Source organism: Allokutzneria sp. NRRL B-24872 (assembly GCF_002155965.1).
Taxonomy (GTDB): Bacteria; Actinomycetota; Actinomycetes; order Mycobacteriales; family Pseudonocardiaceae; genus Allokutzneria.
On the sequence record NZ_MUMH01000027.1, the window covers coordinates 1 to 26473 of the forward strand.

General features: G+C 69.2%; 21 protein-coding genes. 15 read left to right on the top strand and 6 right to left on the bottom strand.

Translation table 11 applies throughout. The features are described 5' to 3' along the window. Nucleotides 1–107: 107 nt before the first annotated feature. From CCN37_RS40705 to CCN37_RS07955, 3 genes are all read left to right on the top strand, one after another. A complete protein-coding gene (locus CCN37_RS40705; RefSeq protein ID WP_210407918.1) occupies nucleotides 108–797 on the top strand; it encodes a CHAP domain-containing protein in 690 nt (229 codons plus the stop codon). Nucleotides 798–953: 156 nt separating this feature from the next. Next, a complete protein-coding gene (locus tag CCN37_RS07950) occupies nucleotides 954–3959 on the top strand; it encodes an AfsR/SARP family transcriptional regulator (RefSeq protein WP_086820031.1) in 3006 nt (1001 codons plus the stop codon). Between the two features lie 621 nt (nucleotides 3960–4580). Next, complete coding sequence (locus CCN37_RS07955) at nucleotides 4581–6164, top strand: S8 family peptidase (RefSeq protein ID WP_210407919.1); 1584 nt, start codon at nucleotides 4581–4583, stop codon at nucleotides 6162–6164. A 263-nt stretch (nucleotides 6165–6427) separates the two neighbouring features. Here CCN37_RS07955 and CCN37_RS07960 read toward each other — a convergent pair whose 3' ends face one another. The 5 genes from CCN37_RS07960 to CCN37_RS07980 all read right to left on the bottom strand — a co-directional run bounded on the left by CCN37_RS07960 (nucleotide 6428) and on the right by CCN37_RS07980 (nucleotide 12179). After that, nucleotides 6428–7660 carry an HNH endonuclease signature motif containing protein gene (locus CCN37_RS07960; RefSeq protein WP_143261487.1) on the bottom strand — a complete coding sequence of 411 codons (1233 nt, stop codon included), beginning with the start codon at nucleotides 7658–7660 and terminating at the stop codon, nucleotides 6428–6430. A 415-nt stretch (nucleotides 7661–8075) separates the two neighbouring features. Continuing rightward, the gene (locus tag CCN37_RS07965) at nucleotides 8076–9443 is read right to left on the bottom strand and encodes a Gfo/Idh/MocA family protein (protein ID WP_086820033.1); all 1368 of its coding nucleotides are present in this window, start codon (nucleotides 9441–9443) and stop codon (nucleotides 8076–8078) included. 96 nt (nucleotides 9444–9539) lie between these two features. Further along, the gene (locus tag CCN37_RS07970; protein ID WP_086820034.1) at nucleotides 9540–10421 is read right to left on the bottom strand and encodes a 1-phosphofructokinase family hexose kinase; all 882 of its coding nucleotides are present in this window, start codon (nucleotides 10419–10421) and stop codon (nucleotides 9540–9542) included. Further along, the gene (locus tag CCN37_RS07975) at nucleotides 10418–11257 is read right to left on the bottom strand and encodes a class II fructose-bisphosphate aldolase (protein ID WP_086820035.1); all 840 of its coding nucleotides are present in this window, start codon (nucleotides 11255–11257) and stop codon (nucleotides 10418–10420) included. Before CCN37_RS07975 ends, CCN37_RS07970 begins: the two co-directional genes overlap by 4 nt. Nucleotide 11258: 1 nt before the next feature. Beyond that, nucleotides 11259–12179: an SIS domain-containing protein gene (locus CCN37_RS07980; RefSeq protein ID WP_246842885.1), complete on the bottom strand. Its 921-nt coding sequence runs from the start codon at nucleotides 12177–12179 to the stop codon at nucleotides 11259–11261. A gap of 109 nt (nucleotides 12180–12288) precedes the next feature. Between CCN37_RS07980 and CCN37_RS07985 the strand changes: the two genes are divergently transcribed. From CCN37_RS07985 to CCN37_RS38860, 10 genes are all read left to right on the top strand, one after another. Further along, nucleotides 12289–13074: a DeoR/GlpR family DNA-binding transcription regulator gene (locus CCN37_RS07985; RefSeq protein ID WP_086820046.1), complete on the top strand. Its 786-nt coding sequence runs from the start codon at nucleotides 12289–12291 to the stop codon at nucleotides 13072–13074. 122 nt (nucleotides 13075–13196) lie between these two features. After that, nucleotides 13197–14492, top strand: a complete 1296-nt coding sequence (locus CCN37_RS07990; RefSeq protein WP_086820037.1) for an ABC transporter substrate-binding protein — start codon at nucleotides 13197–13199, stop codon at nucleotides 14490–14492. Continuing rightward, on the top strand, nucleotides 14492–15436 hold the full coding sequence (locus CCN37_RS07995) for a carbohydrate ABC transporter permease (RefSeq protein ID WP_086820038.1): 945 nt from the start codon (nucleotides 14492–14494) through the stop codon (nucleotides 15434–15436). Before CCN37_RS07990 ends, CCN37_RS07995 begins: the two co-directional genes overlap by 1 nt. Beyond that, entirely contained in the window at nucleotides 15436–16251 is an 816-nt protein-coding gene (locus tag CCN37_RS08000; RefSeq protein WP_086820039.1) for a carbohydrate ABC transporter permease, read from the top strand. The genes CCN37_RS07995 and CCN37_RS08000 overlap by 1 nt, the downstream gene beginning before the upstream one ends. Further along, complete coding sequence (locus CCN37_RS08005; protein WP_210407920.1) at nucleotides 16251–17933, top strand: DUF5107 domain-containing protein; 1683 nt, start codon at nucleotides 16251–16253, stop codon at nucleotides 17931–17933. The genes CCN37_RS08000 and CCN37_RS08005 overlap by 1 nt, the downstream gene beginning before the upstream one ends. Nucleotides 17934–18056: 123 nt before the next feature. Further along, entirely contained in the window at nucleotides 18057–19331 is a 1275-nt protein-coding gene (locus CCN37_RS08010; RefSeq protein WP_086820041.1) for an extracellular solute-binding protein, read from the top strand. Continuing rightward, nucleotides 19331–20227: a carbohydrate ABC transporter permease gene (locus tag CCN37_RS08015; protein ID WP_086820048.1), complete on the top strand. Its 897-nt coding sequence runs from the start codon at nucleotides 19331–19333 to the stop codon at nucleotides 20225–20227. The genes CCN37_RS08010 and CCN37_RS08015 overlap by 1 nt, the downstream gene beginning before the upstream one ends. Before the next feature lie 41 nt (nucleotides 20228–20268). Continuing rightward, entirely contained in the window at nucleotides 20269–21042 is a 774-nt protein-coding gene (locus tag CCN37_RS08020; protein WP_086820047.1) for a carbohydrate ABC transporter permease, read from the top strand. 10 nt (nucleotides 21043–21052) lie between these two features. Next, nucleotides 21053–22459: a GH1 family beta-glucosidase gene (locus tag CCN37_RS08025; RefSeq protein ID WP_168200569.1), complete on the top strand. Its 1407-nt coding sequence runs from the start codon at nucleotides 21053–21055 to the stop codon at nucleotides 22457–22459. 247 nt (nucleotides 22460–22706) lie between these two features. Next, entirely contained in the window at nucleotides 22707–23936 is a 1230-nt protein-coding gene (locus CCN37_RS38860) for a lytic transglycosylase domain-containing protein (RefSeq protein ID WP_246842886.1), read from the top strand. Nucleotide 23937: 1 nt separating this feature from the next. Here CCN37_RS38860 and CCN37_RS08035 read toward each other — a convergent pair whose 3' ends face one another. After that, complete coding sequence (locus CCN37_RS08035; protein ID WP_086820042.1) at nucleotides 23938–24960, bottom strand: LacI family DNA-binding transcriptional regulator; 1023 nt, start codon at nucleotides 24958–24960, stop codon at nucleotides 23938–23940. 129 nt (nucleotides 24961–25089) lie between these two features. On the opposite strand from CCN37_RS08035, the gene CCN37_RS08040 reads away from it, so the two are divergent. Together CCN37_RS08040 and CCN37_RS08045 are read left to right on the top strand one after the other, a co-directional pair. Then, the gene (locus CCN37_RS08040; protein WP_086820043.1) at nucleotides 25090–25767 is read left to right on the top strand and encodes a response regulator transcription factor; all 678 of its coding nucleotides are present in this window, start codon (nucleotides 25090–25092) and stop codon (nucleotides 25765–25767) included. Further along, nucleotides 25764–26473, top strand: a 710-nt coding sequence (locus CCN37_RS08045; protein ID WP_210407921.1) for a HAMP domain-containing protein, incomplete at its 3' end; no start/stop codon positions are given. The genes CCN37_RS08040 and CCN37_RS08045, both read left to right, overlap by 4 nt.

Here is a 26473-nt window from a genome sequence, read left to right on the forward strand (position 1 = left end):
GGCTTAGGGCGGGCGGAGGACGGTGGGGTGGCCGCGAGGGAGACCTGGCGGCGGTGTCCTAGCGGCAACCCCTGCCGCCGCTGGGCACCAGAAGAGGGGATGCAGCGATGGAAAGCAGTGTTCTCCGACGCCTCGGTCGTGGCTTCGTGATCGTCGGCATGAGCGCGGCGGTGGCCGTCAGCTCGGTGTCCGTGCCCGCATCGGCCGCTCCGGTTGACCCGGCCCCGGCGGTGCTGGAAGTGCTCGACGAGCACGGCGCGCGCCTGACCGGCGCCGAGCTCCGCGAGTTCCTGGAGGAGGAAGCGGCTCGGGCGACGGGCACCGAGCCGGACCCCGCCGAGGACGACACGAGCGCCGACGACCTCAATGCCATGGCGCTCAAGGACAACATCGTCAAGATCGCCAACGCCGAGAAGGGCAACGGGGAGAAGCCCAACGGCAGCAACTGCACGAAGTACTCGAAGAAGTGCGTGGCGTGGTGCGCGCTCTTCGCCACCTGGGTCTGGCGCAAGGCCGGGGTCGGCATTGATAAGTACGCCTTCACCGGCGACGTTTACAAGTGGGGCAAGCGCAAGGGCAAGTCCTACGGCAAGGGCAACCTCAAGAAGGCCACCAAGGGTGATGTGCTGCTGTTCGGCACGGGCCCGTCCAGCACGAAGACCAGCACCCACATCGGAATCGTGAAATCGGTGTCCGGAAGCTCGGTGACGCTGATCGAGGGCAACTCCAAGAACAAGGTCCGCCAGGTCAAGCGCACCCTGAGCAGCCGGACCTTCTACGGCGGCAGCCACCCCTGACGCCCGGTGCGGAGCCGGGTGGGGGCGCGGGTCCCCACCCGGCATTTCGGCAATGGGTATCAAGTTTTCTGGTGTCGGCTGCGACAGTCGGAGGCAGACATACCGGACGGCACCACCAACAATTGGCCATCGACCGTCCGAGCACGGAGGGCCACGGTGGACTTTCGCATTCTCGGCCCGGTTGAGGTCTGGGAGGCGGGAGCCCGCCTGGACCCGCCGCCGCCGAAGTCCCGTCAGATCCTGGCGATGCTGCTGCTGGACGCCGGCCGGATCACCCCGGCCGAGCGGTTGATCGACGCGGTCTGGGGGGACGAGCCGCCGCCGCACGTGCGCAAGGCGCTCCAGGTGCACATCTCCCACTTGCGTCAGCTGCTGCCCTCGGTGTCGTTGCGCTACAGCCCGCCCGGCTACCTGCTCGCCGTCCGCCCCGACCAGGTCGACCTGCACGTGTTCCGGACGCGCGTCGCCGCCGCGATGCAGGAGAGCGATCCCGGTCGCGCGAGCGAACTCCTGCGCGGCGCGCTGGCGCTGTGGCGGGGCCGAGCGCTCGCCGACGTCGGCTCGGACTGGATGCGCGAGCGGTTCTTCCCCGGTCTCGAAGAGGAGCGCTTGGCCGCGGTCGAGGCGCGCATCGACGCCGACCTCACGCTGGGCAGGCACGCGGAGCTGGCCACCGAGCTGCCGACGCTGGTCGCGGACAACCCGCTGCGGGAACGCCTGCGCGGTCAGCTGATGAAGGCGCTCTACCGCTGCGGTCGCCGCGCCGAAGCCCTGCGCGTGTTCCAGGAGGCACGGCGCGCGGTCACCGAAGAACTCGGCATCGAGCCTGGACCCGACCTGCAACGTCTCCACCTGGACATCCTGGAAGGCCGTCCAGGTGCGGCCGGTTTCAGCGGTGAGGCGGCGAGCGCTCGCGATCAGGCCACGCGCAACTACCTCCCGCGCGATGTGCACGACTTCACTGGTAGAGAACGAGAACTGCGCAGGCTCACGGTGTCCACTGTGGACACTGCTTTGCGGGTGTGGTGGCTCGACGGGCCCACCGGAGTCGGCAAGACGGCGCTGGCGATCCGAGCGGCGCACCGCCTCGCCGACCGCTATCCGGACGGGCAGCTCTTCGTTGAGCTGCACGGGCAATCCGCCGACCACAGCCCCGCGGCGCCGGAGGCCGCGCTGGACGCGTTGCTGCGGGCGCTGCGCGTGCCGAGCGAGCGAATCCCGGACGGGCTCAGGGAACGCGCGGCGCTGTGGCGCGCGGAGCTGGCCGGACGGCGCGTGCTGGTGGTGCTCGACGACGCGGCGGGCGAAGCGCAGGTGCGACCGCTGCTGCCGGGCGGAGCCGGGTGCCTGGTGATCGTGACGAGCGGTCAGCGGCTCTCCGGGATCGAAGGCGCGACAAGGGTTCCGCTCGACGTGCTGCCGCCGGAGGACGCACGCGTGCTGTTCGCGCGCGTCCTCGGCGACGACCGCGCGAAGGCCGAACCGGACGCGGTGACGGAGGTCGTCGAGCTGTGCGGCTACCTGCCGTTGGCGATCCGGATCACCGGCGCCAAGCTCGCCGCGCGCCCGCACTGGCCGGTGTCGCGGTTGCTGCGCAGGTTGCGCGACGAACGCCAGCGCCTTGATGAGCTGTCCGTCGGCGACCTCGCGGTGCGCACCGGCCTCGCCGTCACCTACTTCGGGCTGGACGAGCGGAGCAGGCGCGCGTACCGGCTGCTCGGCGCGCTCGGTTACGCGAACCTGCCCGGGTGGTTGGCCGCACCGCTGCTCGACGTGTGCGAGGACGAGGCCGAGGACGTCTTCGAGCAGCTGGTGGACGCGCAGCTCGTCGATGTGATCAGCAAGCCGAGCGAGCCGCCGCGCTACCGCGTGCACGACCTGGTCCGCATCCACGCCCGCGAGCGCGCGGAACTGGAGGACGACAAGGAGGTGCGCCGCGAGGCCGTGCACCGCGCGGTCTCCGCCCTTCTGTCCACTGTGGAGTCTCTGGTCGAGAACCTGCCGCCCGCGGTGCCCCGGTTGTGCCAGACGGAGCTGAACTCCTTGCCCTCCAAGCGAAATCGCACGCCGGAGACGGACAGCTGGTTCGAACAGGAGGAGGCCGCGCTGATCACCGCCGTGGAGCGCGCGGCTGAGCTGGACCTCGCCGAGCCCGCCGCCGGGCTGGCCGAGGCGCTGGTGTTCGCGTGGTTCGCGGTGCGCAACCGCTACGACGGGTGGGAGCGGACGCACAACGCCGCGCTGGCCGCGCTGCGCAGGGCCGGGCTGCGTCACGGTGAGGCCGCGCTCGAATGCAGCCTCGGCCAGATGTTCTACAAGCGCGACAACTTCGAGACCGCGCGCGAGCACTTCCGGACCGCGCTGACCCTGTTCACCGAGGCCGGTGACGCGCGCGGGGAAGCCGTTGCGCTCAACGGGATCGGCATGGTCAACCGCGAGTTCGCCGAGCACTCCGCCGCGTTGCCCGCGCTCAACCGCGCGCGCAGGCTGCTCGCGGACCAGGGTGATGAGGAGGGCGTCGCGCACGCGCTCTACGGGATCGGCTACTCCTACCGCGAGCTGGGCGAGGACAGCGCGGCGCTGCGCACGCTCAACCAGGCGGCCGAGATGTACCGCTTCGTCGGCAACGAGCGCGGCGAAGCGCTGGCGCTGCGCGGGATCGGGCTCGTGCACCGCGCGGCCGACGACCTCGCGGCGGCGGAGGAGTACTGCGCGCGCTCGCACGACATCGTGACGGCCGTCGACGACGCGCTGCTGGTCCAGTACACCGCGCAGGCCCTGGCGAAGGTGCGCATCCGCCGCGGCGGGGCGGCCGAGGTGGAGCCGATGCTGTTGGAGTGCCTGCACGGCTGCCGCGAGCTGCACGACACCTTCGGCGTAGCGCTGGCCAGGCGGACCCTCGGCGAGTGCTACATCGCGATGGGCGAGCCGGAGCGCGCGCTGGACTACCTCGGCCAGGCGCTCGTCGACTGGGGAGAGATCCGGCTGCCCGTGTGGCGCGCCCGAACGTTGCGCGACGTCGGCGCCGCGCACGCGATCTCCGGCGACGTCGCGAGCACCGAACGCGCGTGGGCCGAGGCCGCCGTGGAGTTCCGCCGGCTGGGCACCAGGGAGGCCGGTGAGGTCTCGACCTGGGCCGAACGGTGGCCGCACATCCGCTAGCGCCGCCATTCGAGTTGCTGCTCCCGTTACGACGAACGGGGGTTCTTTTCTGAGCCGTGCCACCTGGAGATGCGCTAGTTCCGTCTCTGGAGGAGTGTGGAACAAGCTATGACCGGTTTCACGCGTGCTGTGGGCTGTTCGTGTCACGGTCGCGGCGACTCCCGGGCGGTTGTTTTCGGTATACGTGCAGGTAACAACGTCTGCACTCCGACGGTCTCCCGGACACAGCTCTCTGAGCTGCGGGTTTGCCTATAGGGCGGTTTGGGCTAACCAAGCCGCCGTTCGGCGTGGGCGGCTCGGGGTAGCGCTGTGGTGCTTGTTGGCGTATCGACTGGTCGTTTGTACTGCGATAAAGTCGCCGAACTTCGTCTGCTTTACATTTCCCGGGAATTGGGCGAGTTTTTACTTCTGGTGCGCTTCGGTCGTTGAAATTCGTGTCTGTACGAACTCGGGGAAGCGTGCCTAACATCGATCTCACGTTCGCGCGGACGTTCAGATCAGTACTCCGTTTCCTTGACCCCACGGGCAGAAACCCCTGCCGTGGGGAGGACGTGCGCTTTTCCTTGCTCGGCTCCCGCTACGACGGGCGTCGGACGTGCATGGAGGAGAGAGGACCGCGATATGACTCGCAAGCACAGGACCAGGGCACGGTTCGCCGCTGCCTCGGTGCTCGGTGCCACCCTGGCGATGAGCCTGGTGGCCCTGGGTTCCACCGCGACCGCCGCACCGGCTGAGGGCGCCGTGCGCAACGCCGGTGGAGCCGATGCCGTAGCCAACAGCTACATCGTGGTGCTCAAGGACAAGGTGCGGACGGCCGCTGCCGTCAGCTCCGAGGCCGGGGCGCTCGCGCAGCAGTACCAGGGCAAGGTCGGACTGGTGTACGCGACCGCGCTCCAGGGCTTCTCCGTGGAGATGACCGAGGCGCAGGCCAAGAAGTTGGCCGCGAACCCCGACGTCGACTACGTCGAGCAGAACAAGACCGTGAAGCTGACCGGCACCCAGCCCAACCCGACGTGGGGCCTGGACCGGATCGACCAGCGCGACCTGCCGCTGGACAAGTCCTACACCTACCCCTCTTCGGAGGGCGTCACCGCGTACATCATCGACACCGGTGTCCGCCAGACGCACCAGGACTTCGGTGGCCGCGCCCGCTCGGGCCGCGACTTCATCGACAACGACGACAACACCGATGACTGCCAGGGCCACGGCACGCACGTCGCGGGCACCGTCGGCGGCTCGGCCTACGGTGTCGCCAAGGACGCCAAGATCGTCGGTGTGCGCGTGCTGAACTGCCAGGGCTCCGGTACCTGGGCGCAGGTCATCGGCGGTGTCGACTGGACCGCCGCCAACGCGGTGAAGCCCGCTGTCGCGAACATGAGCCTCGGTGGTGGCGCGAACGACGCGCTGGACACCGCGATCAAGAACGCGATCGCCAAGGGCATCACCTTCGCCATCGCGGCCGGCAACGGTGACATCTTCGGTCGCCCGCAGGACGCGTGCACGGTCTCCCCGGCGCGCACGCCCGAGGCGATCACCGTGGGAGCGACGCAGAACACCGACGCGTCGGCCTCGTTCTCCAACTTCGGCACCTGCCTGGACATCTGGGCTCCCGGCGTCGGCATCACGTCGGCGTGGAAGGACAGCGACACCGCGACCAACACCATCAGCGGCACCTCGATGGCGACGCCGCACGTCGCCGGTGGCGCGGCACTGGTGCTCGCGGCGAACCCGACCTTCACCCCGGCCCAGGTGCGCGACAAGCTCGTCGCCGACGCCACCAACGGCAAGGTGACCAACCCGGGCGCCGGTTCGCCGAACAAGCTGCTCTTCGTCGGTGGCGGCGGCACCACTCCTCCGCCCACCTGTGACGCGGTGACCAGCGGCGGCGCCGTAGCCATCGGTGACCTGAAGACCGTCGAGAGCCCCGTGGTCGTCGCCCGCTGCGACGGCAACGCCACCTCCGTCAAGGCCGAGGTCAAGATCACCCACACCTACCGCGGTGACCTGGTGATCGACGTCATCGCTCCGGACGGCGCGGCGTTCCGCGTCAAGAACTCCAGCGCCTACGACAGCGCCGACAACGTCAACGAGACCTACACGGTCAACGTCGGCAGCAAGGTGAAGAACGGCACCTGGAAGCTTCGGGTGCAGGACGTGGCCCGTGGTGACTCGGGCACCGTGAACTCCTGGACGCTGCGCTTCTAAGAGCGTCGGTTGTGGTTGGGGTGGCACCGGAAACCGGTGCCACCCCTGCTGCTTTCCAGCGCGGGGTCGGCTTGACCTGGGGTCCCCTTGCGCGTGCCCCTGGGCCTCACAGGGGCACGGGTGGAGAACCCGGCCCTCGCGCGAGCGTACGGCACGCGCACCCCAGGTAAAGCCTCGGTTGTGTTGTGCCCCTTGCGTTATCGGGGCGCGGCGCTTGTTAGTGCGCATGCTGAACACACCCCCTTCCGTTGTCGCGCGGGCGTCTACGCCATGAGGCGTGGGTCGACTCTGATGTTGCGCCGGGGTTTCTGGTCCGGATCGACCCACGTCGGCGGGATGAAGTCCGGTCGGCCGTCGTCGTTGAAGACGATCTTCCAGTCGCCTCGGTGGATCACATGGTGATGGTGCGAGCAGAGCAGGGTCATGTTGTTGAGGTCGGTCGGACCGCGATGCTCTGCCCAGTGCAATACGTGATGGGCTTCCGTCCATGCCGGTGGCCGATCACATCCGGGGAACGCGCATCCCTTGTCCCGCAAGGCCAATGCTCTGCGCAGGGGCGGGGGAGCGGTTCGGACGGAGCGCCCGTAGTCGAGGGGGATGCTCTCGCCGTTGAGGACGACGGGGATGATTTCGGCGTCGCAGGTGAGTTGGCGCAGGAGTGAGGCGGTGGCTTCGCCTTCCCAGTCGGTCTGGCCGCAGCCGGTTTCCTGTTCGAGGTTGTCCCAGCTGACCGTGACCACGACCTGGGGGCGAACTCCGCCGCTCATGGGGAGGTCGTGGGTGGACATCGCGACGGTGACCAGCTCGCAGAGTCCGTCGGCGTAGCGCTGTTCGATCGTGCGCGGGTCCTTCTCCCCACCGACCGGTCGCGGTTTCGACACGGCGTGCAGTGCTTCTTCGACCATCGCGCCTTCGATCGGGGGCAGGCATCCGTTGAAGACGAGCCACCCGTGCTGGTTCTTGGTCATCTTGAACGAGCGCGCTTCCACTGCTGCCTGCTCGTCCTTGAACGCGCCCTCCTGGTCGAAGTGCGACCGGACTCGCTTGCCCACGCACATCAACTCGCGCGGGGTGAGGTCGGGCGCGTGGTCCAGCAGGGTTTCTTCGGCATCGTCAGCCGCCTCGGCCGGGATGTTCTTGATGACATCCGCGATGACGGCGGCGTGATCACTGCTGATCTTGCCTGCGTACAAGGCGTCCCGCGTGTCGGGCACACCGGGCAAGTCTTCTACGAGCTGCGAGCGTCGCTTCGCTTCCGCCGGAGAAATCCTCAAGTGCGACCGCAACAGCGTCGCGATGCTCCGACACCCCAGCAGGGTGTGCAACCCGCGATCCTCAGCATGCGCAGCGGCGTCGATCTTCACTGCCGTCAACAAATTCGTGATGGTCTCCAGCTTCGTCAAGAACGCCAGATGCTCATCCTCAGACAACTGGTAGACATCGCTTAGTTCGAGATGATCTCTCAAAAGAGACCCGATAGCATTGGTATCCAACATGATCACACCTCCCTAACTGCTGGATACCTCAATTTTAGCAAGTCCTCACGGCGCGTCAAATCCGTTGCAGCGCAACAACAGCGCGAACTTTCAGCCGACAGCGAAACTGGGTCGGCTTTACCTGGGGTGCGCGTGCCATACGCTTGCTCGCGTGGGTCGGGATTCATCCCGTGCCCGCCCGGCCAATGAGGGCACGCGCAAGGGGCCCCAGGTCAAGCCGACCCCCACGCTGGAACCAGCAGTTCCCCCGCTGGAAGACCAGTTCCGCAGACCTGGAAACCCAGCTGGAACGAGCTAAAGAACAGCCGTTCCCCTGCTGGAAGCCGAGCCGTCCCCGACGTGGAAGCCCAGTCGTACCCCAGCTGGAAGTCCAGCCGGTGCAAGCCGGAAGCCCAGCCGTACCCCAGCTGGAAGCTCAGCCGACCGGCTTCGCCGAATCCAACCCCGGCCGCGACTCCTGCCACCGACCGCGCGTGAAGTCCGGGAACGCCATGGGCATCGAACCCCGCTTCAACGATTCCCCGCTCAACGCCACCGGAGCGCTCCACGCCGCCGAGTCGTACACGTCGATGTCCGGCACCAAACCCAACCGAATCGTCTGCATGGTCCGGTACAGCATCAGGTAGTCCATGCCGCCGTGCCCGCCGGGGCCTGGGCCGATGTCCTTCCACAGCCAGTGGTCGTAGGACTTGTACTCGTCGAAGGAGCCCCACTTGTGGCCGCTCGACTTGGGCTCCAGGTAGGCCCGCGCGGGGTAGTCCTCGAAGACGCCCTTCGTGCCGGCGAGCTGGTTGAGGCGGCTGTACGGATAGGGGTTGGACACGTTGTGCTGCAAGCGGATGAGCCGACCCCTCTCGGTCTGGATCATGCTCATCGTGGTGTCGCCCTTGACGTAGCGCTCGCGCCACGACGAGTCACCGGGCTCCTCGTGGTCCTTGCGGTAGTCGGCGAGGCCGAGCGGGGCGGTGGCCATGGAGGTGATGCGCACCATCCGGTCGCCGCGGTTGACGCCCATGTACGCGGCGATGGGGCCGAGGCCGTGGGTGGGGTAGTGGTCGGCGTTGAGCTTGGTGTGCCAGGCGCGCCGCCACTCGTTGGCGTAGTAGGTGTCGGAGAACAGGAGCTCGCGCAGGTCGTGGATGTACGCGCCAGCACCGTGCAGCAGCTCGCCGAACAGGCCGGCGTTGGCCATGCGGAGCACGCGCAGCTCGTTCTGGCCGTAGCAGCAGTTCTCCAGCTGGATGCAGTGCCGCCGCGTGCGCTCGGAGGTGTCGACGAGCTCCCACAGCTCGGAGATCGTGACGGCGAGCGGGCACTCGACGCCGACGTGCTTGCCGTTGCGCATGGACGAGACGGCCATGGGAACGTGCCACTCCCACGGCGTGGCGACGTAGACGAAGTCGATGTCCTCGCGCCGCACCAGGTTCTCGTAGTCGCGGTCGGTCTTGCCGTAGCGGGCGGGCTCGGGCTGCCCGGCGGCGCGCACGACCTTGACGGCGCTCTCGACGGCTGCCGGACGGGTGTCGCAGACGGCGGTGATCTTGACGCCGGGCACGGCGAGGAACAACGGGAGCATGCCCGCGCCGCGGTTGCCGAGGCCGATGATGCCGACGCGCACGGTCTGCCTCGGCTCGAACGGAACGCCGATCATGCTGCGCCCCTGGGGTTTCGGCCACGCGTCAGGTGACGCCGCCGCTTCCGCGGTGCCGAGCGCCGCGAGTCCGATCCCGGCGACGGCGGCTCCGCCGAGCATCGATCGCCTGGACACCCCGTGCTGTTCCATCGCAACTCCTGAGTGAAGGTGAGCGGAATAAGCATGTTTCAAGCACATTCGCACACGCGTGACGATGATCGCCAGGGCCTTCACGTCGGAATCGGTTTACCGCAGCGCTTTTCTGGCATCGGGCAGCTTTGCGCGAAGCTGTTCGTAGGCGTCCGGGTCATAGCCGCCTGCCACCGGGTGGAGCACGGCGGCGGCCGAAAGGGCCACAGCTTCTCGGAGGATCGCGGGCCACGTGGCACCCGCGTGCAGCCCGGCCGCGATGCCCGCGACGCACGCATCGCCTGCGCCCGTGGGGTTTCCGGCCAAAGCGCCGGGCGGAGCGAGCTGCCACGACTCGGTCCCCGTCATGGCCAGCAGCCCTTCAGGGCCGAGTGAGGCCACCACTGCTCGCGCGCCGTCGTGCATCAACGCGGCGGCGCCAGCCTGAGGTGACCGGTGCCCGGTCACCTCGCGGAGTTCGTCCGCGTTCGGCTTGACGACATCGGGTCGTGCCGACACCGCGTGCGACAGCGCCACTCCCGACGTGTCCACAACGGTCAAGCAGTCCACAGTGGACACGAGCTGGGTGTAGGCGTCCACGGGAACGCCTGGCGGCAGGCTGCCGGACAGCACGACCACCGTCGCCTCGCGGGCGAGCAGGCGGAAATGGTCGACGAAACGCTGCCACTCCGCTGAGCTGACCGCCGGACCGGGCTCGTTGAGCAGGGTCGCCCCGCCGTCGTCCACCACCGTGACCGTGCGCCGTGACGACGCGGACAACGGAACGAACGAGTGCGGGAGATCGCCGAGCGGCAAACCACCGGCGAAACCTGTTGCCAGCACTGGCAAACTGAGCTGGTGCAACACGCGAGCGACGTTGATCCCCTTGCCGCCCGCGCGCTCGGAGACCTCCTGCACGCGGTGCGTCGTACCGGGAACCAGCGACGGCACGGTGTAGGTGATGTCCAGCGCCGCGTTGAGCGTGACCGTGAGGATCACGGTGCCGCGCCGAGCACGCCCAACAGCTTCTCGGCCTCCGCCGCGACCGCTTCCCGCGCGACACCGAAGTACTTCCGAGTGTCCACAGTGGAGGGATTGGCGGCCAGCGACGACCGGACCGCGGCGGTGAACGCCTTGTTGAGGTGGGTGGCGATGTTGACCTTCGTCATGCCGTGCTCGACGGCCTTGGCCAGGTCGCGCTCGGGCACGCCCGAGGACCCGTGCAGCACGAGCGGAACCGGGACGGCCGAACGCAGCTGCGAGATCAGGTCGAAGTCCAGCGACGCGTCCCTGGTGAGCATCGCGTGCGAGCTGCCGACGGCGACCGCGAGCGCGTCCACGCCGGTCGCCTCGACGAAAGCGCGAGCCTCGGAGGGGTCGGTGCGCGCGCCAGGGGCGTGCACGCCGTCCTTGCCGCCGACCTCGCCCAACTCGGCCTCCACGAACACGCCGTGCTCGTGGCAGAAACGAGCGACCTCAGTCGTCGCGGTGACGTTGTCCGCGTAGTCGAGTGCGGAGGCGTCGAACATGACGCTGGAGAAGCCGAGCGCGACGGCCTCGCGCACGAGCGAGACCTCCTCAGCATGGTCCAGGTGCACCGCGACCGGAACGCTCGCGTGCCGGGCGAGCGCGAGCGTCGCGGTACCGATCGGCTCCAAGGAACCGTGGTAGCGCACGCAGTTCTGGCTGATCTGCAAGATCACCGGAGCGCCCGCGCGCTCGGCGCCGGTGATCAGCGCCTCGGCGTGTTCGAGCTGGATGACGTTGAAGGCGCCGACGCCGCGCCGAGCCTTGGCGGCGGGTGAGACGATGGGGCCGGTCGGGGAGAGCGGCACGTCAGCTCGCCGCCTTCGCGTTGCCGCTGCTCGACCCCGCGAGCGGGTCTTCGGCGAGGATGACCGAGCGCGTCAGGTGGCGCGGGTTGTCCGGGTCGAGCCCCTGCGCCTGGGCGAGCGCGACGGCCAGGCGCTGGACCTTGATCAGCTCCGCCATCGGATCACCCTGCGCCTCAAGGAAGATCCCGCCCGTCGCGGCGACGTCATCGGCCAGTCCGGCGGGCGCCGGGCCGAGCATCCACGCGACGCGTCCGGGGCTGGTGATGCTGATCGGGCCGTGCCGGTACTCCATCGCCGGGTAGGCCTCGGTCCACGCGCACGCGGCCTCGCGCATCTTGAGCCCGGCCTCCTGGGCGAGGCCGCAGGTCCAGCCGCGGCCGAGGAAGGTGAACTGCTCCGCCGCCAGGACCTCTTGGGGTAGCGGGAACTCCAGTGCGCGCTCGGCGTCGGTGATCGCGGCGTCCAACGACTCGCCCAGGCTGGCGCGCAGCAGCGCCAACGCCGTGGTCGCGAAGCGGGTCTGCACGACCGAGCGCTCGTCGGCGAAGTCGAGGACCACGGTGGAGCCGGCCAGCTCCATCACCGGGGTGGTCGGGTCCGCGGTGATCGCGACCGTCGGTGCCGTGACGCGGCCGAGCAGGTCGAGGACCTCGGTCGTGGTGCCGGACCTGGTGATCGCGACGATGCGGTCGTACTCGCGGCCGACCGGGAACTCCGACGCGGCGAACGCGTCGGTGAGCCCGTGCCCGGCCGCCTCGCGCAGCACCGCGTACGCCTGGGCGATGAACCACGACGTCCCGCAGCCGACGACCGCGACCCGCTCGGTGCGCGCGGGCAGGTCGCCGGTGCAGAGCTGGGCGGCGCGGCGCCAGCAGTCGGGCTGACTGGCGATCTCGGACACGACGAAGGGCTGCTCGACCACGTACGACCTCCGGGTGATGCGCATTAGTGCGCGAAACTCGGTCTAATCAAGCACCATAGTGCACGACCGTGCGGTGACCGTCGAGAGCGAGATGGGCGATCATGTCCGGGTGAACCGGTATGAGCGGCTGAACGCCCTGCTAGAACTGCTCGCCGAGCGCGGGCGGATCGAGGTCGACGAGATCGCGGAGGAGCTGTCCGCATCCGCCGCCACCATCCGACGCGACCTCGACCACTTGGCCGGTCAGCAGCTGCTGACCAGGACCAGGGGCGGAGCCGTGGCGCACGCGGTGTCCTACGACCTGCCGCTGCGCTACAAGTCCGTGCGCCACGCCGACGAGAAGCAGCGCATCGGCGAGCGGGCTGCGGCCCTCGCCAGCAGGGGATCGGTGGTCGGGCTCAACGGCGGCACGACCGCGACCGAGGTGGCGCGCGCGCTCGCGACCCGCCCGGACCTGCACGAGACCGGCTCCGAGACGGCGCTGACGGTGGTCACCAACGCGCTCAACATCGCCAACGAGCTCGCCGTGCGGCCACAGGTGAAACTCGTGGTCACGGGCGGTGTCGCGCGTCCGCAGTCCTACGAGCTGATCGGCCCGCTCGGCACGAAGATCCTCGACGAGCTGACCGTGGACGTGACCTTCCTCGGCGTGGACGGCATCGACCCGACGTCCGGCGCCGCCGCGCACCACGAGGGCGAGGCCAGCATCAACCGGCTGCTCGCGGAGCGGGCGCGCAAGGTCGTGGTGGTCGCCGACTCCTCCAAGATCGGAGCGCGCGCCTTCGCCAGGATCTGCGCGCCCTCCGAGGTGAACGTGCTGGTCACCGACGTGGGGGCGAGCATGGACGACGTGCGGCGCTTCGAGGAGCGGGGCATCGAGGTCATCCGCGTCTGAGTGCTCGAAGCTGTTCGAAGCCTGCGTGAAACTGGCGTCTCGGGTGTTGACTAGTGCGCGTTTCGCGGCAAACATGAGCGAAATTGCGCAAGCTTCGCGCAGTCAACCTCCCGGGAGCGACGATGGCCCTGCGTGCTTCGACATCCCCGCGCCGCCTGTTAGCGGCCCTGGTGACCGGCGCGCTCGCGCTGACCGTCGCCGGGTGCGGTGGCGGCTCCTCGGGCGGCAGCGGGGGACTGACCTACTGGTCGATGTGGAAGGAGAGCGAGCCGCAGGCCAAGGTGCTGGCCGAGGCGGTGCGCGCCTTCGAGGCCGAGACCGGGGTCAAGGTCAGCGTGCAGTGGCAGGGCCGCGAGGTGCTGAAGAAGGTCACCCCGGCGCTGCGCGGCGGTGACCTGCCGGACCTGGTCGACCAGGAGGAGAACCCGGTCCGCGCCACGCTCGTGCAGGCCGACGCCTTCCGCGACCTCAGCGCGGTGTTCGCGGCCGAGGTCCCGGGCAGCGGCAAGAAGGTCTCGCAGATCGTCTCCGACAAGTACCTCGGGACGCTGAAGAAGGACGGCAAGCCCTTCCTGGTGCCCTACGAGGTGATCGGTCACGGCCTGTGGTTCGACGGCGCCGCGCACCCGGGGATCGCCGCGAGCCCGCCGAAGACGTGGCAGGACTTCACCGCGCTGCTGGCGAAGAGCAAGTCCGAAGGCCGTAGCCCGATCGCGCTCGACGGCGACATCGCTTACTACAACGCCTATTGGACGGTCGGCGCGTTGCAGAACGCGCTCGGGCCGGGGCGCGTTTCCGAGCTGGCGAAGGACCCGACGGGCAAGGCCTGGGACACCGCCGAGGTGCGCGCGGTGCTCGCGTCGGTGCGCGATCTGTCGAAGCAGGGTTACTTCGCTCCGGGCTTCGACGGCAGCAAATGGCCTGCGGTGCAGGAGAAGTGGGCGCAGGGGCAGGCCGACTTCCTGCTGATGGGCAGCTGGGCGCCGAGCGAGACCGGCGGCAAGGCGAAGGCGGGCTTCAGCTACCGGTTCGCGCCGCTGCCCGGCGCGCGGCAGAGCATCCCGGTCGGCTCGCTCGGGTTCACCATTCCCAAGCGCGCCAAGAACCCCGAGGCCGCCGAGCGGTTCATCGCGTTCTTCATGAAGGACCAGCACCTCGGCCGGATCGCGACCGAGGCGAAGAACCTCACGCCGAACCCCGCCCTGCCCGCGCCGCCGGAGCTGGCCGGTCTGGCCAAGGCCACCGCCGAGCTGCCGGTCTCGCGGCCGCTGGACGGCTTGGAGGCGGACTACCCCGGCTACGTCGACGAGGTGTTCTACCCCGCCAACGACCTGCTGGTGAAGGGGAAGTCCGAAGTGGACGGTTTCCTGACCCAGCTCGCCGAGCGCCAGGTCAACTACTGGAAGAAGCACCGTTAGTGTCTGTCACGGCGATCCCGGTCGCCCGGCCGCGCAAGGCGGTCGCGGGCGGTGGCGCGCTGGCTCGACGGCGCCGCAAGACGTTCTGGCCGTTCCTGCTGCCCGCGCTCGTGCTCTACGTGGTGTTCTTCATCGGCCCGGCGCTGGCCTCGCTGTGGATCAGCTTCCACAAGTGGGACGGCGTCGGCGAGATGGAGCCGCGCGGCCTGCAGAACTACGAGATCCTGTTCAGCGACGACACCTTCCTCGCCGCGTTCGGGAACACGCTGCTGATCCTGGTGGTCGTCGGCGCGGTCACGTTCGCGGTGAGCTTCGGGCTGACGATGGTGCTGCGGGACATGCGCGGCAAGCGTTTCGTGCGCGCGGTGCTGTTCTTCCCGTACATCATCTCGCCGCTGGTGCTGTCGGTGCTGTGGGGCTTCCTGTTCCGCACGCCGGAGGGCCTGGTGAACTCCGCGTGGGCCGCGCTGACCGGGGGCACCGGGGTGAACTGGCTCGGCGACCACCTGCTCGGCGTGATCATGATCGGGCTGATCTGGGTGAACACCGGCTTCTACACGACGGTGATCATGGCCGGTGTCGACCGCATCCCGCCGGACCTCTACGAGGACTGCTCGCTGGCCGGAGCCACTGCGTGGCAAAGGTTCCGGCACGTCACGCTGCCGCTGTCCTGGGACGTGGTGGCCACGGCGGCGGTGATCTGGACGATCTCCTCGCTGAAGATCTTCGAGTTCATCTACGCGTTCGGCGGCAACACCAACGACATGCCGACGGTGACCGTGTGGAACAGCGCGCTGTTCGTGTACGGGGCGACCTTCGGCGGGCGGACACCTCAGTACCAGTTCGGCTACGCCTCAGCCTCGGCCGTGGTGACGCTCGCCGTGATCACCGTGCTCGTGGTGCTGCTGCGCAGGCTCCTCCGTCGAGAGGCGGTGGCTTTCTGATGCGTCGCTTCGGGATCGGCGCGGTGTGGGCGCTCGTGGTGTTCAACCTAGGGGTGCTGCTGTGGATGGGTGTGTCCGCGCTGCGCGAGCACACGGCGATCTTCGATTCACCTTGGGGCGTCGAGACGTTCGGGCAGATCGAGAATTTCGTGCGCGCCTGGTCGGAGAGCAACTTCGGGCAGGCCGCGCTGAACACGGTCGTGCTCGTCGTAGCCGCTTCGGTTGTCGTTGTCGTGGTTTCGGCGCCTGCGGCCTATGCGTTGGCGAAGAGCCGCACTCGTCTGTCCAGTGCTATGGCGGTGTTCTTCGCGTTGGGCATCGGGATTCCGGTGCAGGTCATCGTGATCCCGCTGTTCGTGCTCATGCAGGACGCGGGCTTGGTGAACAGCCTGTCGGGCTTGTTCGTGCTCTACGTCGCTCTGTCGTTGCCGTTCACGGTGTTCCTGCTGACCGGGTTCTTCGGCTCGTTGCCGGAGGAGGTCGAGGAGGCGGCGGAGATCGACGGCTCCGGCCCGGTACGCACGTTCGTGCAGATCGTGCTGCCGTTGGCGCGCAACGGGTTGGTGACCGCGTTGCTGCTCAACCTGATCGGCCTGTGGAACGAGACGTTCATCGCGCTGGTCTTCATCCAGGACAGCGAGAAGCAGACGTTGTCGCTGTCGCTTCTGGGCTTCCTCCAGACGCAGCAGTACTCCGGCTCCGACTACGGCGCTCTGCTGGCGGGCGTCTGCATTCTCGTGCTGCCGATGCTGGCGGTGTACGTGTGGCTGGGCAGGCGGATCATCGAGGGGCTCACTGTTGGCGCGGTGAAGTAGTGCTGCGGCGAGGATGGCTTGAGATCCCAGTGGTGCCGTTGGGCGAGCCCAATCCGCTGCCGCCGCTCGGAGGCCTGCTGGACACCCCGTACGACATGGGGTTTCCGTACGGGCAAGTTCGCACGATGATGCCGTATCTCATGCAGGACGGGTACGGGCGCGATGCCGAACTGACCACTGTGGACACTGTCGTGCTGGAGAACTCCAGGCTGCGCGCGACGTTCCTGCCCGGGTGGGGTGGGCGGCTGTGGTCCTTGCTGGACAAGCGGGACGGCCGCGAGCTGCTGCACGTGCCGGATGTGCTCCAGCTGGCGAACCTGGCACTGCGCAACGCGTGGTTCGCGGGCGGCGTGGAGTGGAACATCGGGACGCGCGGGCACAGCCCCACGACGTGCTCGCCGCTGTTCGCCGCGCGCGTTGGTGAGGATCGTCTGCGCATGTGGGAGTGGGAGCGCCTGCGCGGCGTGGTGTTCTCCATCGACGCCTGGCTCCCGCCGGAGTCCTCCGCGCTGTACATCGGAGTGCGCATCCACAATCCGTCCGCTGAGGACACTCCGATGTACTGGTGGTCGAACGCGGCGGTGCGCGAGACGTCGGACCTGCGCGTGGTCGCTCCGGCGAAGACGGCCTACCGCACGTCATACGAGGGTTCTCTGTCCGAAGTGGACGTTGATGACGCGGTGGAGCACCCCGCGCGCTCGTCCGCTGCGGCGGACTACTTCTACCTGGTCGAAGAGCCGTGGATCGCCGCCGTGGACGCGAGCGGGCGCGGGCTCAAGCAGATGTCCACGCCCGAGCTCAAGGGGCGCAAGCAGTTCTGCTGGGGGACCTCGGTTGGCGGTAAGCGCTGGCAGGACTGGCTCGGCGGTGGGCCGTACTGCGAGATCCAGGCCGGGCTCGCGCACACGCAGTACGAGCACGTGCCGCTGTCCGGGGAGATCCGTTGGGTCGAGGCTTATGGGCCCGCCGACATGGAGGCCGAGTTGGATGACGCGGCTTGGGACTTGGAGCCGACAGAGATCTTCTCGCTGGGCAGCGGATGGGGCGCGCTTGAAGACCTGCGCATCAGGGGCGTGAGCTTCCCGGAGGGCGCCCTCGGGGTCGAGCAGCAACCGTGGCTTGAGCTGCTGAGGGACGGCACCTTTCCCGAAGGGGAGCCGACGTCCTACGTGATCGGCGCGGAGTGGGAGCGGAGGCTGGCCGAGGCGCCGCAGAACTGGGCGACGCACTACCACCGCGCGGTGATCGCGCACGCGGACGGCAGGAACGAGCAGGCGCGCCACCACTACGAGCGGTCTCTTGAACTTCGGCGGAGCGCGTGGGCGCTGCGGGGGCTCGGGCTGCTCACGAACGACGCGGACCTACTGGCCGATGCGCTGGCTGAGGCTCCGCATGTCTGGCAGTTGGCCGTCGAAGCCGTGAGCGCGCGCGAGGGAGCGGACGCGCTCGCGCTGCTGGACAGCCTTCGGCCGGAGGTTGCCGAGCGCCCGCGGCTGCGGCTGGCCCGGGTGCGCGCGGCGCTGGAGGCTGGGCGCCGTGAGGAGGCCGCCGAACTGCTGCGTGCCGGGATCGAGGTCCCTGATCTGCGAGAAGGCGAGGTCAGCCTGGACCGGCTGTGGGCGCGGGCGTGTCCCGGTGAGCCGCTTCCCGCCCGATACGACTTCCGGATGCACGACGGGTAGCGAAAAGGATTCACTTGCTGTTGCCTCTTGACGGGTGACGCTGGCCACTGCATCGTGAGAGCGCTCTCGCAACGGTGTCAGTGGGCGGCGACCGGGTAGGCGGAGCACGTCAAGGAGGACGGGATGCGCAACAGGACGGTCAGGGTGGCGGTGGCCGCGTGCGCGGCGGCGCTGGTGGGCACGGGGCTCGCCGCGTGCGGCGGGGGTTCGGGCTCTGGGCAGACCAGGATCACCATCGCGACCTTCGCCGACTTCGGCTACGAGGACCTCTTCGCCGAGTACGAGAAGGCGCATCCCGGGGTCAAGCTGGAGAACCGCAAGCTGGAGTTCGACGCGCACCACTCGCAGCTGGCGACCCAGCTCGCGGGCGGCAAGGGCGCCGCGGACGTGGTCGCGGTCGAGGAGGGCTGGCTGCCGAAGTTCCGCGGCTCCAAGGACAAGTTCGTCAACCTGGCCGACTTCGGCGCGAAGGACCTCTCCGGCCAGTGGCTGGACTGGAAGTGGAACCAGGGCGTCACCGACAACGGCTCCTACGTGCTCGGCGTCGGCACCGACGTGGGCAGCCTCGCGGTCTGCTACCGCAAGGACCTCTTCCAGCAGGCCGGGCTGCCGACCGAGCGCGCCGAGGTCAGCAAGCTCTGGCCGACCTGGGAGGACTACGCCAGGACCGCCGACCGCTTCGCCGAGCGCAAGCCCGACGTGAAGTTCGTCAGCGCGGCCGAGCAGGTCTTCCTCGCGATGATCAACCAGGCCGGTGAGGGCTTCTTCGCCAAGGCCGACGACTCCTTCATCGCCGACACCAACCCCAAGGTGCGCGCGGCCTTCGACCTCTCCGCGGGGCTTGCCGCCAAGGGCAGGACCTCCGGCGTGAAGCCGTTCAGCCAGCAGTGGACCGTGGGCCTCAAGCAGGGCGGCTTCGCCACCGAGGTGTGCCCGGCGTGGGCGCTCGCGCAGATCGCCGAGGGCGCCGGCGAGGGCGCCAAGGGCAAGTGGGACGTCGCCTCGGTCCCCGGAAACGGCGGCAACTGGGGCGGCTCGTTCCTGATGGTTCCCAAGCAGGGCAAGAACATCCAGGCCGCCGCCGAGGTGGCGAAGTGGCTGACCGCCCCCGAGCGGCAGAAGAAGATCTTCGACAAGACCGGCAACCTGCCCAGCCAGCCGTCGGTGCTACGCGATGCGACCGTGCAGGGCAAGACCAACGAGTACTTCTCCGGCGCGCCCGTCGGCCAGATCTTCGCCTCCTCGGCGGAGAGCCTGAAGCCGAACTACCGCGGCACGCAGGACTCGTTGGTGCGCCCCAAGTTCCAGGAGGCGCTGCTGCGCGTCGAGCAGGGCAAGCAGCAGCCGCCGGAGGCGATGACCCAGGCGCTGAACCAGTCCCGCGCTGAGCTGAAGTGATGTTCTCCCGCTGGGACACGCGATTCACGCCGTACCTGTTGATCGCACCGTTCTTCCTGGTGTTCGGCGTGTTCGGGTTGTTCCCGCTGCTCTACACCGCGTGGGTGTCGCTGCACGACTGGCAGCTCGCGGACGGCAACCAGGGCTTCGTCGGGCTCGACAACTACGCGGCGCTGCTGGCGGACCCGCTGTTCTACAACGCCCTGTTCAACACGGTCAGCCTGTTCCTGATCTCCACGGTCCCGCAGCTGCTCGCGGCGCTCGGCCTCGCGGCCCTGCTGGACCGTGGTCTGAAGGCGAAGACGGTGTGGCGCGCGGGAATCCTGCTGCCGAACGTGGTGTCGGTGGTCGCCGTCGCACTGGTGTTCACGCAGATCTTCGACCGCGACTTCGGCATGGTGAACTGGCTGCTCGAACTCGTCGGCATCGACCGGATCGACTGGCAGGCGGGGGTTTTCTCCTCGCACGTCGCGGTCAGCGCGATGGTGATGTGGCGGTGGACCGGCTACAACGCGCTGCTCTACCTCGCGGCCATGCAGTCCGTGCCGCGCGAGCAGTACGAGGCGGCCGAGCTGGACGGGGCCTCGCGCTGGCGGGCGTTCTGGTCGATCACCGTGCCGAGCATCCGGCCGACGATCCTCTACACCGTCGTGGTGTCCACGATCGCCGGGCTCCAGCTCTTCGTCGAGCCCGCGCTGTTCGACCCCAAGGGCACCGCGGGCGTCGGCGGCAGCGACCGGCAGTACCAGACGTTGACGATGTACTTGTACGAGAAGGGTTTCCGGGTGTTCGACGCCGGATACGCCTCGGCCATCGCGTGGATGCTGTTCGTGGTGGTGCTGGTGTTCGCGCTGGTGAACTTCATGGTCACCCGGCGTTCGGTGCGTGACTCGTGAGGCGCCCCGGGGTGTTCGTCTACGGCGCGCTCGCCGCGGTCATGCTGGCCTCGGTGTTCCCGCTGTACTGGTCCTTCGTCATCGCCAGCAAGGACAACTCGGCGCTCGGCGAGGCCACGCCACCGCTCGTGCCCGGCGGCAACCTGTTCGCCAACATCGCGCGGGTCTTCGACACGGTCGACTTCTGGGCCGCCGTGCAGAACTCGTTGATCGTGGCGGGCTCGGTGACGGTGTCCAACGTGCTGCTGTCCTCGTTGGCGGGCTTCGCCTTCGCGCGGTTGCGTTTCCGGGGCCGCAACACGCTGTTCCTCGTCGTCGTTGGTACGGCGATGGTTCCGACGCAGCTCGGCGTCATCCCGCTGTACCTGATGATGGCCGAGCTCGACTGGTACGGGCAGCTCCAGGCGGTGATCTTCCCCGCGCTGGTGAGCGCGCTCGGCGTGTTCCTGATGCGCCAGGCGTGCGAGGAGTCCGTGCCGCCGGAGCTGGTCGAGGCGGCGCGGATGGACGGTTGCTCGGTGCTGAGCACGTTCTGGCACGTCGGCCTGCCCGCGATCCGCCCGCAGGCCGCGGTGCTGGCGATGCTGACGTTCATGACCGCGTGGAACGACTTCTTCTGGCCGCTGATCGTGCTGGACCCCAACGACAGCCCGACCGTCCAGGTCGCGGTGTCCACGTTGGCCAGCGGTCACTTCACCGACTACTCGCTGATGCTGGCGGGCACCTCGCTCGGGGTGCTGCCGGTGATCGCACTGTTCCTGTTGCTGGCGCGGCAGGTGGTCGGCGGGATCATGCAGGGAGCGGTAAAGGGATGAGGGGATCACGATGACCACGACCGATCCGGTCCGGGTTCAGGAGGAACTGCGCTTTCCCACGGGTTTCCTGTGGGGCAGCGCGACCTCCTCGTACCAGATCGAGGGCGCGTCCACTGTGGACGGACGAGGACCGTCCATCTGGGACACCTTCGCCGCGACCCCCGGCAAGGTGGACGGCGGGGACACCGGTGCCGTCGCGTGCGACCACTACCACCGCTACCCCGAGGACATCGCGCTGATGCGGCGGCTCGGCCTGCCCGCGTACCGCTTCTCCATCGCGTGGCCGCGCGTGCAGCCCACCGGCTCCAGCACGATCAACCGCGCGGGTCTGGCCTTCTACGACCGGCTCGTCGACGCGCTCCTCGAAGCGGGCATCCAGCCGCTGCCAACGCTCTACCACTGGGACCTGCCGCAAGCCTTGCAGGACAACGGTGGTTGGACCGTGCGCGACACCGCCGCGCGCTTCGCCGACTACGCGGCCGTCGTGCACTCGCACCTCGGTGATCGCGTCACGGAGTGGACGACGCTCAACGAGCCGTTCTGCTCCGCCTACCTCGGGTACTTCAGCGGCGTGCACGCGCCCGGAGAAACCGATGCGGCGCAGGCGTTGCGTGCGCTGCACCACCTGCTGCTCGGGCACGGGCTCGCCACCCAGGCGATGCGCGCGCAGGCTCCGGCCAACCACAAGTTCTCGCTCGTGCTCAACTTCTCGCCCGTGCGCATCGACCACGATGATCCGGCTCATCGCGAGGCGCAGCGCAAGGCTGACGGGTTGCAGAACCGGATCTTCCTCGACCCCGTCGTACGTGGCGAGTACCCGGCCGACGTCCTGGCCGACATCGCGCACGTCGGCGCACTGGAAGCCGTGGTGCAGAAGGGAGATCTTGAGATCATCTCCGCGCCGCTGGACTGGCTCGGCGTGAACTACTACAGCCCGACGCGCGTCGCTCCGGCCGCTCCGGACTACGTTCCGCAGAGCCACCTGCCCGGCCTGCGCGGCGTCGACATGCTGCCGCCTCGCGGGCCGCTGACCGGCATCGGGTGGGAGCAGGAGCCCGCCGCGCTGCGCGATCTGCTGGTGTGGCTGAGCGAACAGGCTCCCGGGCTGCCGTTGCTGGTGACCGAGAACGGTTCCGCCTTCGAGGACGTCGTGACGCCCGAGGGCCGCATCCACGACACCGGCCGCCGCAACTACCTCGTCGAGCACCTGCGCGCCGTGCACGACGCGGTCAGCGCGGGCGCCAACGTGCGGGGCTACCTGGCGTGGTCGCTGCTCGACAACTTCGAGTGGGCCTTCGGCTACCGCCAGCGCTTCGGCATCGTGCACGTGGACTTCGAGACGCAGCAGCGCACCCTCAAGGACTCCGCGCGCCTGTTCGCCGACATCGTCCGCGACAACACCGTGCCCCCCACCTGAGGCCCCCACGTCCACGCGCGCCAATGCCGCGTTTGGTCCGCTCAACCACCTGAATGAGTCATTCAGGTGGTTCAAGTACCTCAATGAGTCATTCAGCGCGTTGGAGTAGCTGAATGAGTCATTGAGGGCTTGAACGTGGAGGCGGGTGGGGTCGCCTGTTCGGGGGTTCGGCGCGACAGGGGCGCTGGGCCGGGGAATGCTGGCGTGGTTGGACGTTGCGCGCGCATCCTCGGACGAAAGGGCGCCTGTGGCTCAGTTCGCACCTCGGCCGAAGCGGGTTCGCGTCGGGCTCTCGCTGGCTGTCACCGCGCTCGTCGTGCCGTCGGCGTTCGTCTCCGTGCGGACCGGTTTCATCCCCTCGGCGGCGCGTGTGGAATCGGAGCACGCGATGACGGCCCTCCTGGGAAATCTCGTCGAGGCGAAGCCGGATGCGGGCGACGAGGTGAGCCAGCGACTGGTGGACGCGCTGCGCACGGGGCCCGATCTGGAGGAGAGCGCGACCGCTGACGCTCCGTGGGAGGACGCGCCGTTCGACCCGCTGCGCGACGTCGGCTACGGCATTCCCGGCCCGGTGCTGGACGCCTACCTCCGCGCGGACCGCGCGCTGGCCAAGGACATCCCCGGCTGCGGTCTGCACTGGTCCTACCTGGCGGGTATCGGCAAGGTCGAGTCCAACCACGCGCGCGGCCAGGTCGACGCGCATGGCACCACGCCGACCCCGATCCTCGGCCCGGTGTTGTCGGGCGGGCCGGGCATGGCGGCGATCGCGGACACCGACGGCGGCAAGCTCGACGGGGACCCGGTGTGGGACCGCGCGGTCGGGCCGATGCAGTTCATCCCCGGCACTTGGTCCCGCTACGGGGTCGACGGCAACAGCGACGGGAAAGCCGATCCGCACAACATCTACGACGCGGCGCTCTCGGCGGGCCGCTACCTCTGCTCCGGCGACCTCGACCTGCGCGAGCCCGAGCAGCTGGCGACGGCGGTGTTCCGCTACAACCACTCCAACGCCTACGTGGCCAAGGTGCTCGGCCTCGCCATCGGGTACTCGCTGGGCCTCGCACCGCTGCCCGAGCTCCCGCCGCTGGTGCAGCGCGCCCGGCCCATCTCCCCACCTGAGCCCGAGCCCACGCCCGCGCCGCCGATGACGACGAGCGAGCCCCCGCCGCCAGCACCGCTCCCGCCGTGCCCCACGCCGACGAGCACGACCGGCCCCAGGCGGATCAAGACCACCACACCGACGACCACCACGGAGCCGACGCCGACCACGACGACTGCCCCGTGCACCGAGGTTTCCAGCACTTCAGTTCAGACCTCGACAAGCGGTCCGAGCATCCGACGCCCCGTGCTCCCGAGGCGCACCACGACGCCCGCGACCACGACGCCCGCAGCCAGGACGACTGTGACCACGACGCCCGCGCAACCCACCACGACAACGACCACGCCGGCGCCGACCACCACGACGCGGAGTCGCTAGCTCAGACCGAAGCGCGCTCGGTCAGCGTGGCGGGGAGGATGCGGCAGGACGGGGCCAGGTCCTCGCCGTCGAGCAGGGCGTGCAGGCTGGCGACCATCTCCGCGACCATGCCGATCGGGTCCTGCCGGACCGCCGTCAGCGCGGGCCGCGCGGAGGCCGCGATCGACGGGTGATCGTCGAAGCTGACCACGGACACGTCGCGGGGCACGGCTCGTCCGGCTTGCTGGAGCACGTGCAGCGCCCCGACTGCCATGTGGTCGCTCGCGGCGAACACGCCGTCGAGGTCGGGCACGCGGGCGAGCAGTTCGGCCATGGCGCGCTCCCCGCCCGTCCTGGTGAAGTCGCCCTCGGCGCTGCGCAGCCGGACCGCGGCCTGGTCGGCGCCGGTCACCTGCCGCCAGCCTTCGAGGCGGTCCACGGCGGCGCGGTGGTCCAACGGCCCGGTGATCGTGACGGTGTTGCTCCGCCCGCGCTCCACGAGGTGCCGCGTGGCCATCTCGGCGCCGCCCAGGTTGTCGGCGTCGACGATGTGCAGCCCGTCCTCCGCCAGCCACGGGCGCCCGCCGAAGACCACGGGCACGGGCAGGCGGCGGACCTGGTCGGGCAGGGGGTCGTCGCGGTGCGGGCTGAACATGAGCACTCCGTCGACGTGCCCGGCGCGCAGGAACCGCTCGACGCGCTCGGCCTGTTCCGGGCGGTGCGCCAGCAGGAGCGCCATCTGCTGCTGGTGGCGGGCCAGCTCGTTGCAGGCGGTGCGCACCACTGCGGCGAAGAACGGGTCGTCGAAGATCATGCTCTCGGGCTCGGAGAGCACCACGGCGACCGCTCCGGTGCGCCGGGTGACCAGCGAGCGGGCCGCCGCGTTCGGCGTGTAGCCCAGCTCGGCGGCCGCGGAGAGCACCGTCGCGGCGGTCTCCGGGCTGACCCTGGGCTGGTTGTTGATCACGCGCGAGACGGTCGCCCTGGACACCCCGGCGCGCACCGCGACGTCCTCCAGGGTGGGTGGTGCTGCCGGTCGCCGCACGCCGCTCCGCCTTCCGTCTCGTGTCTGAACGAAAGTAGCTTAGCGCTTCTACCTGCTTGGAAACGCTCTCATTTCCGGACCGGCCGCGTCGTTCAGCGGCGCTTCAGCCCGAGCCGCGAGAATGGGCCGGTGAGTGAGCCAGCCAGGGTCCTGGTCATCGAGGACGCGGAGACGATCCGCATCGCCGTGCTCGCCGCGCTCGCGGACGCGGGTTACGCGGTGGCCGGGCATCCCGACGGCTCGGCGCTGGAGGAGGAACTCCAGGCGTTCCGCCCCGACCTCGTCGTGCTGGACGTGATGCTGCCGGGGCGCGACGGCTTCGCCCTGCTGGAGGTCGTGCGGCGGCGCAGCGAAGCTGGTGTCGTGCTGCTGACCGCGCGGGACGCGGTGAGCGACCGGCTGCGCGGGCTGGACGGCGGCGCCGACGACTACGTGGTCAAGCCGTTCGAGCTGGAGGAGCTGGTCGCGCGGATCGGCGCGGTGCTGCGCAGGCTGCGCCGGGTGCCGTCGGTGGTGCAGGTCGCGGACCTGGTGATCGACGCGGACTCGGGCGTGGTGATGCGCGGCGGCGAGCAGATCGAGGTGACCGCGACCGAGCTGCGGCTGCTGAGCTACCTGGCGGCGCAGCGCGGGCGGGTGGTCAGCAAGACCCAGATCCTCACCGGTGTGTGGGGCTACGACGACTACGACCCGAACCTGGTCGAGGTGCACGTGAGCGCGCTGCGCCGGAAGCTCGAAGCGTGTGGTCCGCGCCTGCTGCGCACCGTGCGCGGACTCGGCTACGTGCTGCGGGCAGACGAGTCGTGAGCACCCGCAACGTCGGGCTGCGCACCTTCTCGCTGCGCAGGCGGGTCACCCTGATGGTGATCCTTGTCGTCGGAATCGCCTTGCTGGCCATGGCTTTCACGGTGCAGACCGCGTTCCAGTTGCAGTCCGAGCGCGAGCTGGACGTCAAGGTCGAGGCCAAGCTCTCGCAGGTCGAGCGCGCCGCCAGGGGCCGCATCATCTACCCGACCGACTTCTCCGCGAAGTACAGCTTCGGCGGCGTGACCGTTCTCGTGCGCAGACCCGACCGCAAGCTGTTCAACTTCAACGGCGAGGTCGAGTCGATCGCCGAGCTGGGCGGGACCGTCCAGCTGGAGAAGCCCGTCGGCGGCGGCTACAGCGTCATCCTGCTCACCGACTCGCCGGAGCCCGCGCAGAACCGGCTGCGCAACGTGCTCCTGCTGGTGGGACTGGGAACGCTCGGCCTCACGGTGATCGTGCTGATCGTGACCGTGCGCCTGGCGCTGCGCCCGCTGGAGGTGATGGCGGGGCTGTCCCGGTCGATCGCGCTCGGCGACCGCGGCCGCCGCCTCGCCCCGATCCGGACGAACACCGAGCTCGGCCGCACCGCCGTCGCCTTCGACCAGATGCTCGACGCGCTGGAGGGCGCCGAGGCGCACGCGCGCACCTCGGAGCAGCAGACCCGCCGTTTCGTCGCCGACGCCGCGCACGAGCTGCGCACCCCGCT

Excerpts from the sequence above, each read along its gene's own strand:
- CCN37_RS08000 (WP_086820039.1), top strand. The coding sequence starts at position 15,436 with ATGCGTCGCTTCGGGATCGGCGCGGTGTGGGCGCTCGTGGTGTTCAAC.
- CCN37_RS08015 (WP_086820048.1), top strand. The coding sequence starts at position 19,331 with ATGTTCTCCCGCTGGGACACGCGATTCACGCCGTACCTGTTGATCGCA.
- CCN37_RS07960 (WP_143261487.1), bottom strand. The coding sequence starts at position 7,660 with ATGTTGGATACCAATGCTATCGGGTCTCTTTTGAGAGATCATCTCGAA.
- CCN37_RS08010 (WP_086820041.1), top strand. The coding sequence starts at position 18,057 with ATGCGCAACAGGACGGTCAGGGTGGCGGTGGCCGCGTGCGCGGCGGCG.
- CCN37_RS07955 (WP_210407919.1), top strand. The coding sequence starts at position 4,581 with ATGACTCGCAAGCACAGGACCAGGGCACGGTTCGCCGCTGCCTCGGTG.
- CCN37_RS08020 (WP_086820047.1), top strand. The coding sequence starts at position 20,269 with ATGCTGGCCTCGGTGTTCCCGCTGTACTGGTCCTTCGTCATCGCCAGC.
- CCN37_RS07965 (WP_086820033.1), bottom strand. The coding sequence starts at position 9,443 with ATGGAACAGCACGGGGTGTCCAGGCGATCGATGCTCGGCGGAGCCGCC.
- CCN37_RS40705 (WP_210407918.1), top strand. The coding sequence starts at position 108 with ATGGAAAGCAGTGTTCTCCGACGCCTCGGTCGTGGCTTCGTGATCGTC.
- CCN37_RS08025 (WP_168200569.1), top strand. The coding sequence starts at position 21,053 with ATGACCACGACCGATCCGGTCCGGGTTCAGGAGGAACTGCGCTTTCCC.
- CCN37_RS07990 (WP_086820037.1), top strand. The coding sequence starts at position 13,197 with ATGGCCCTGCGTGCTTCGACATCCCCGCGCCGCCTGTTAGCGGCCCTG.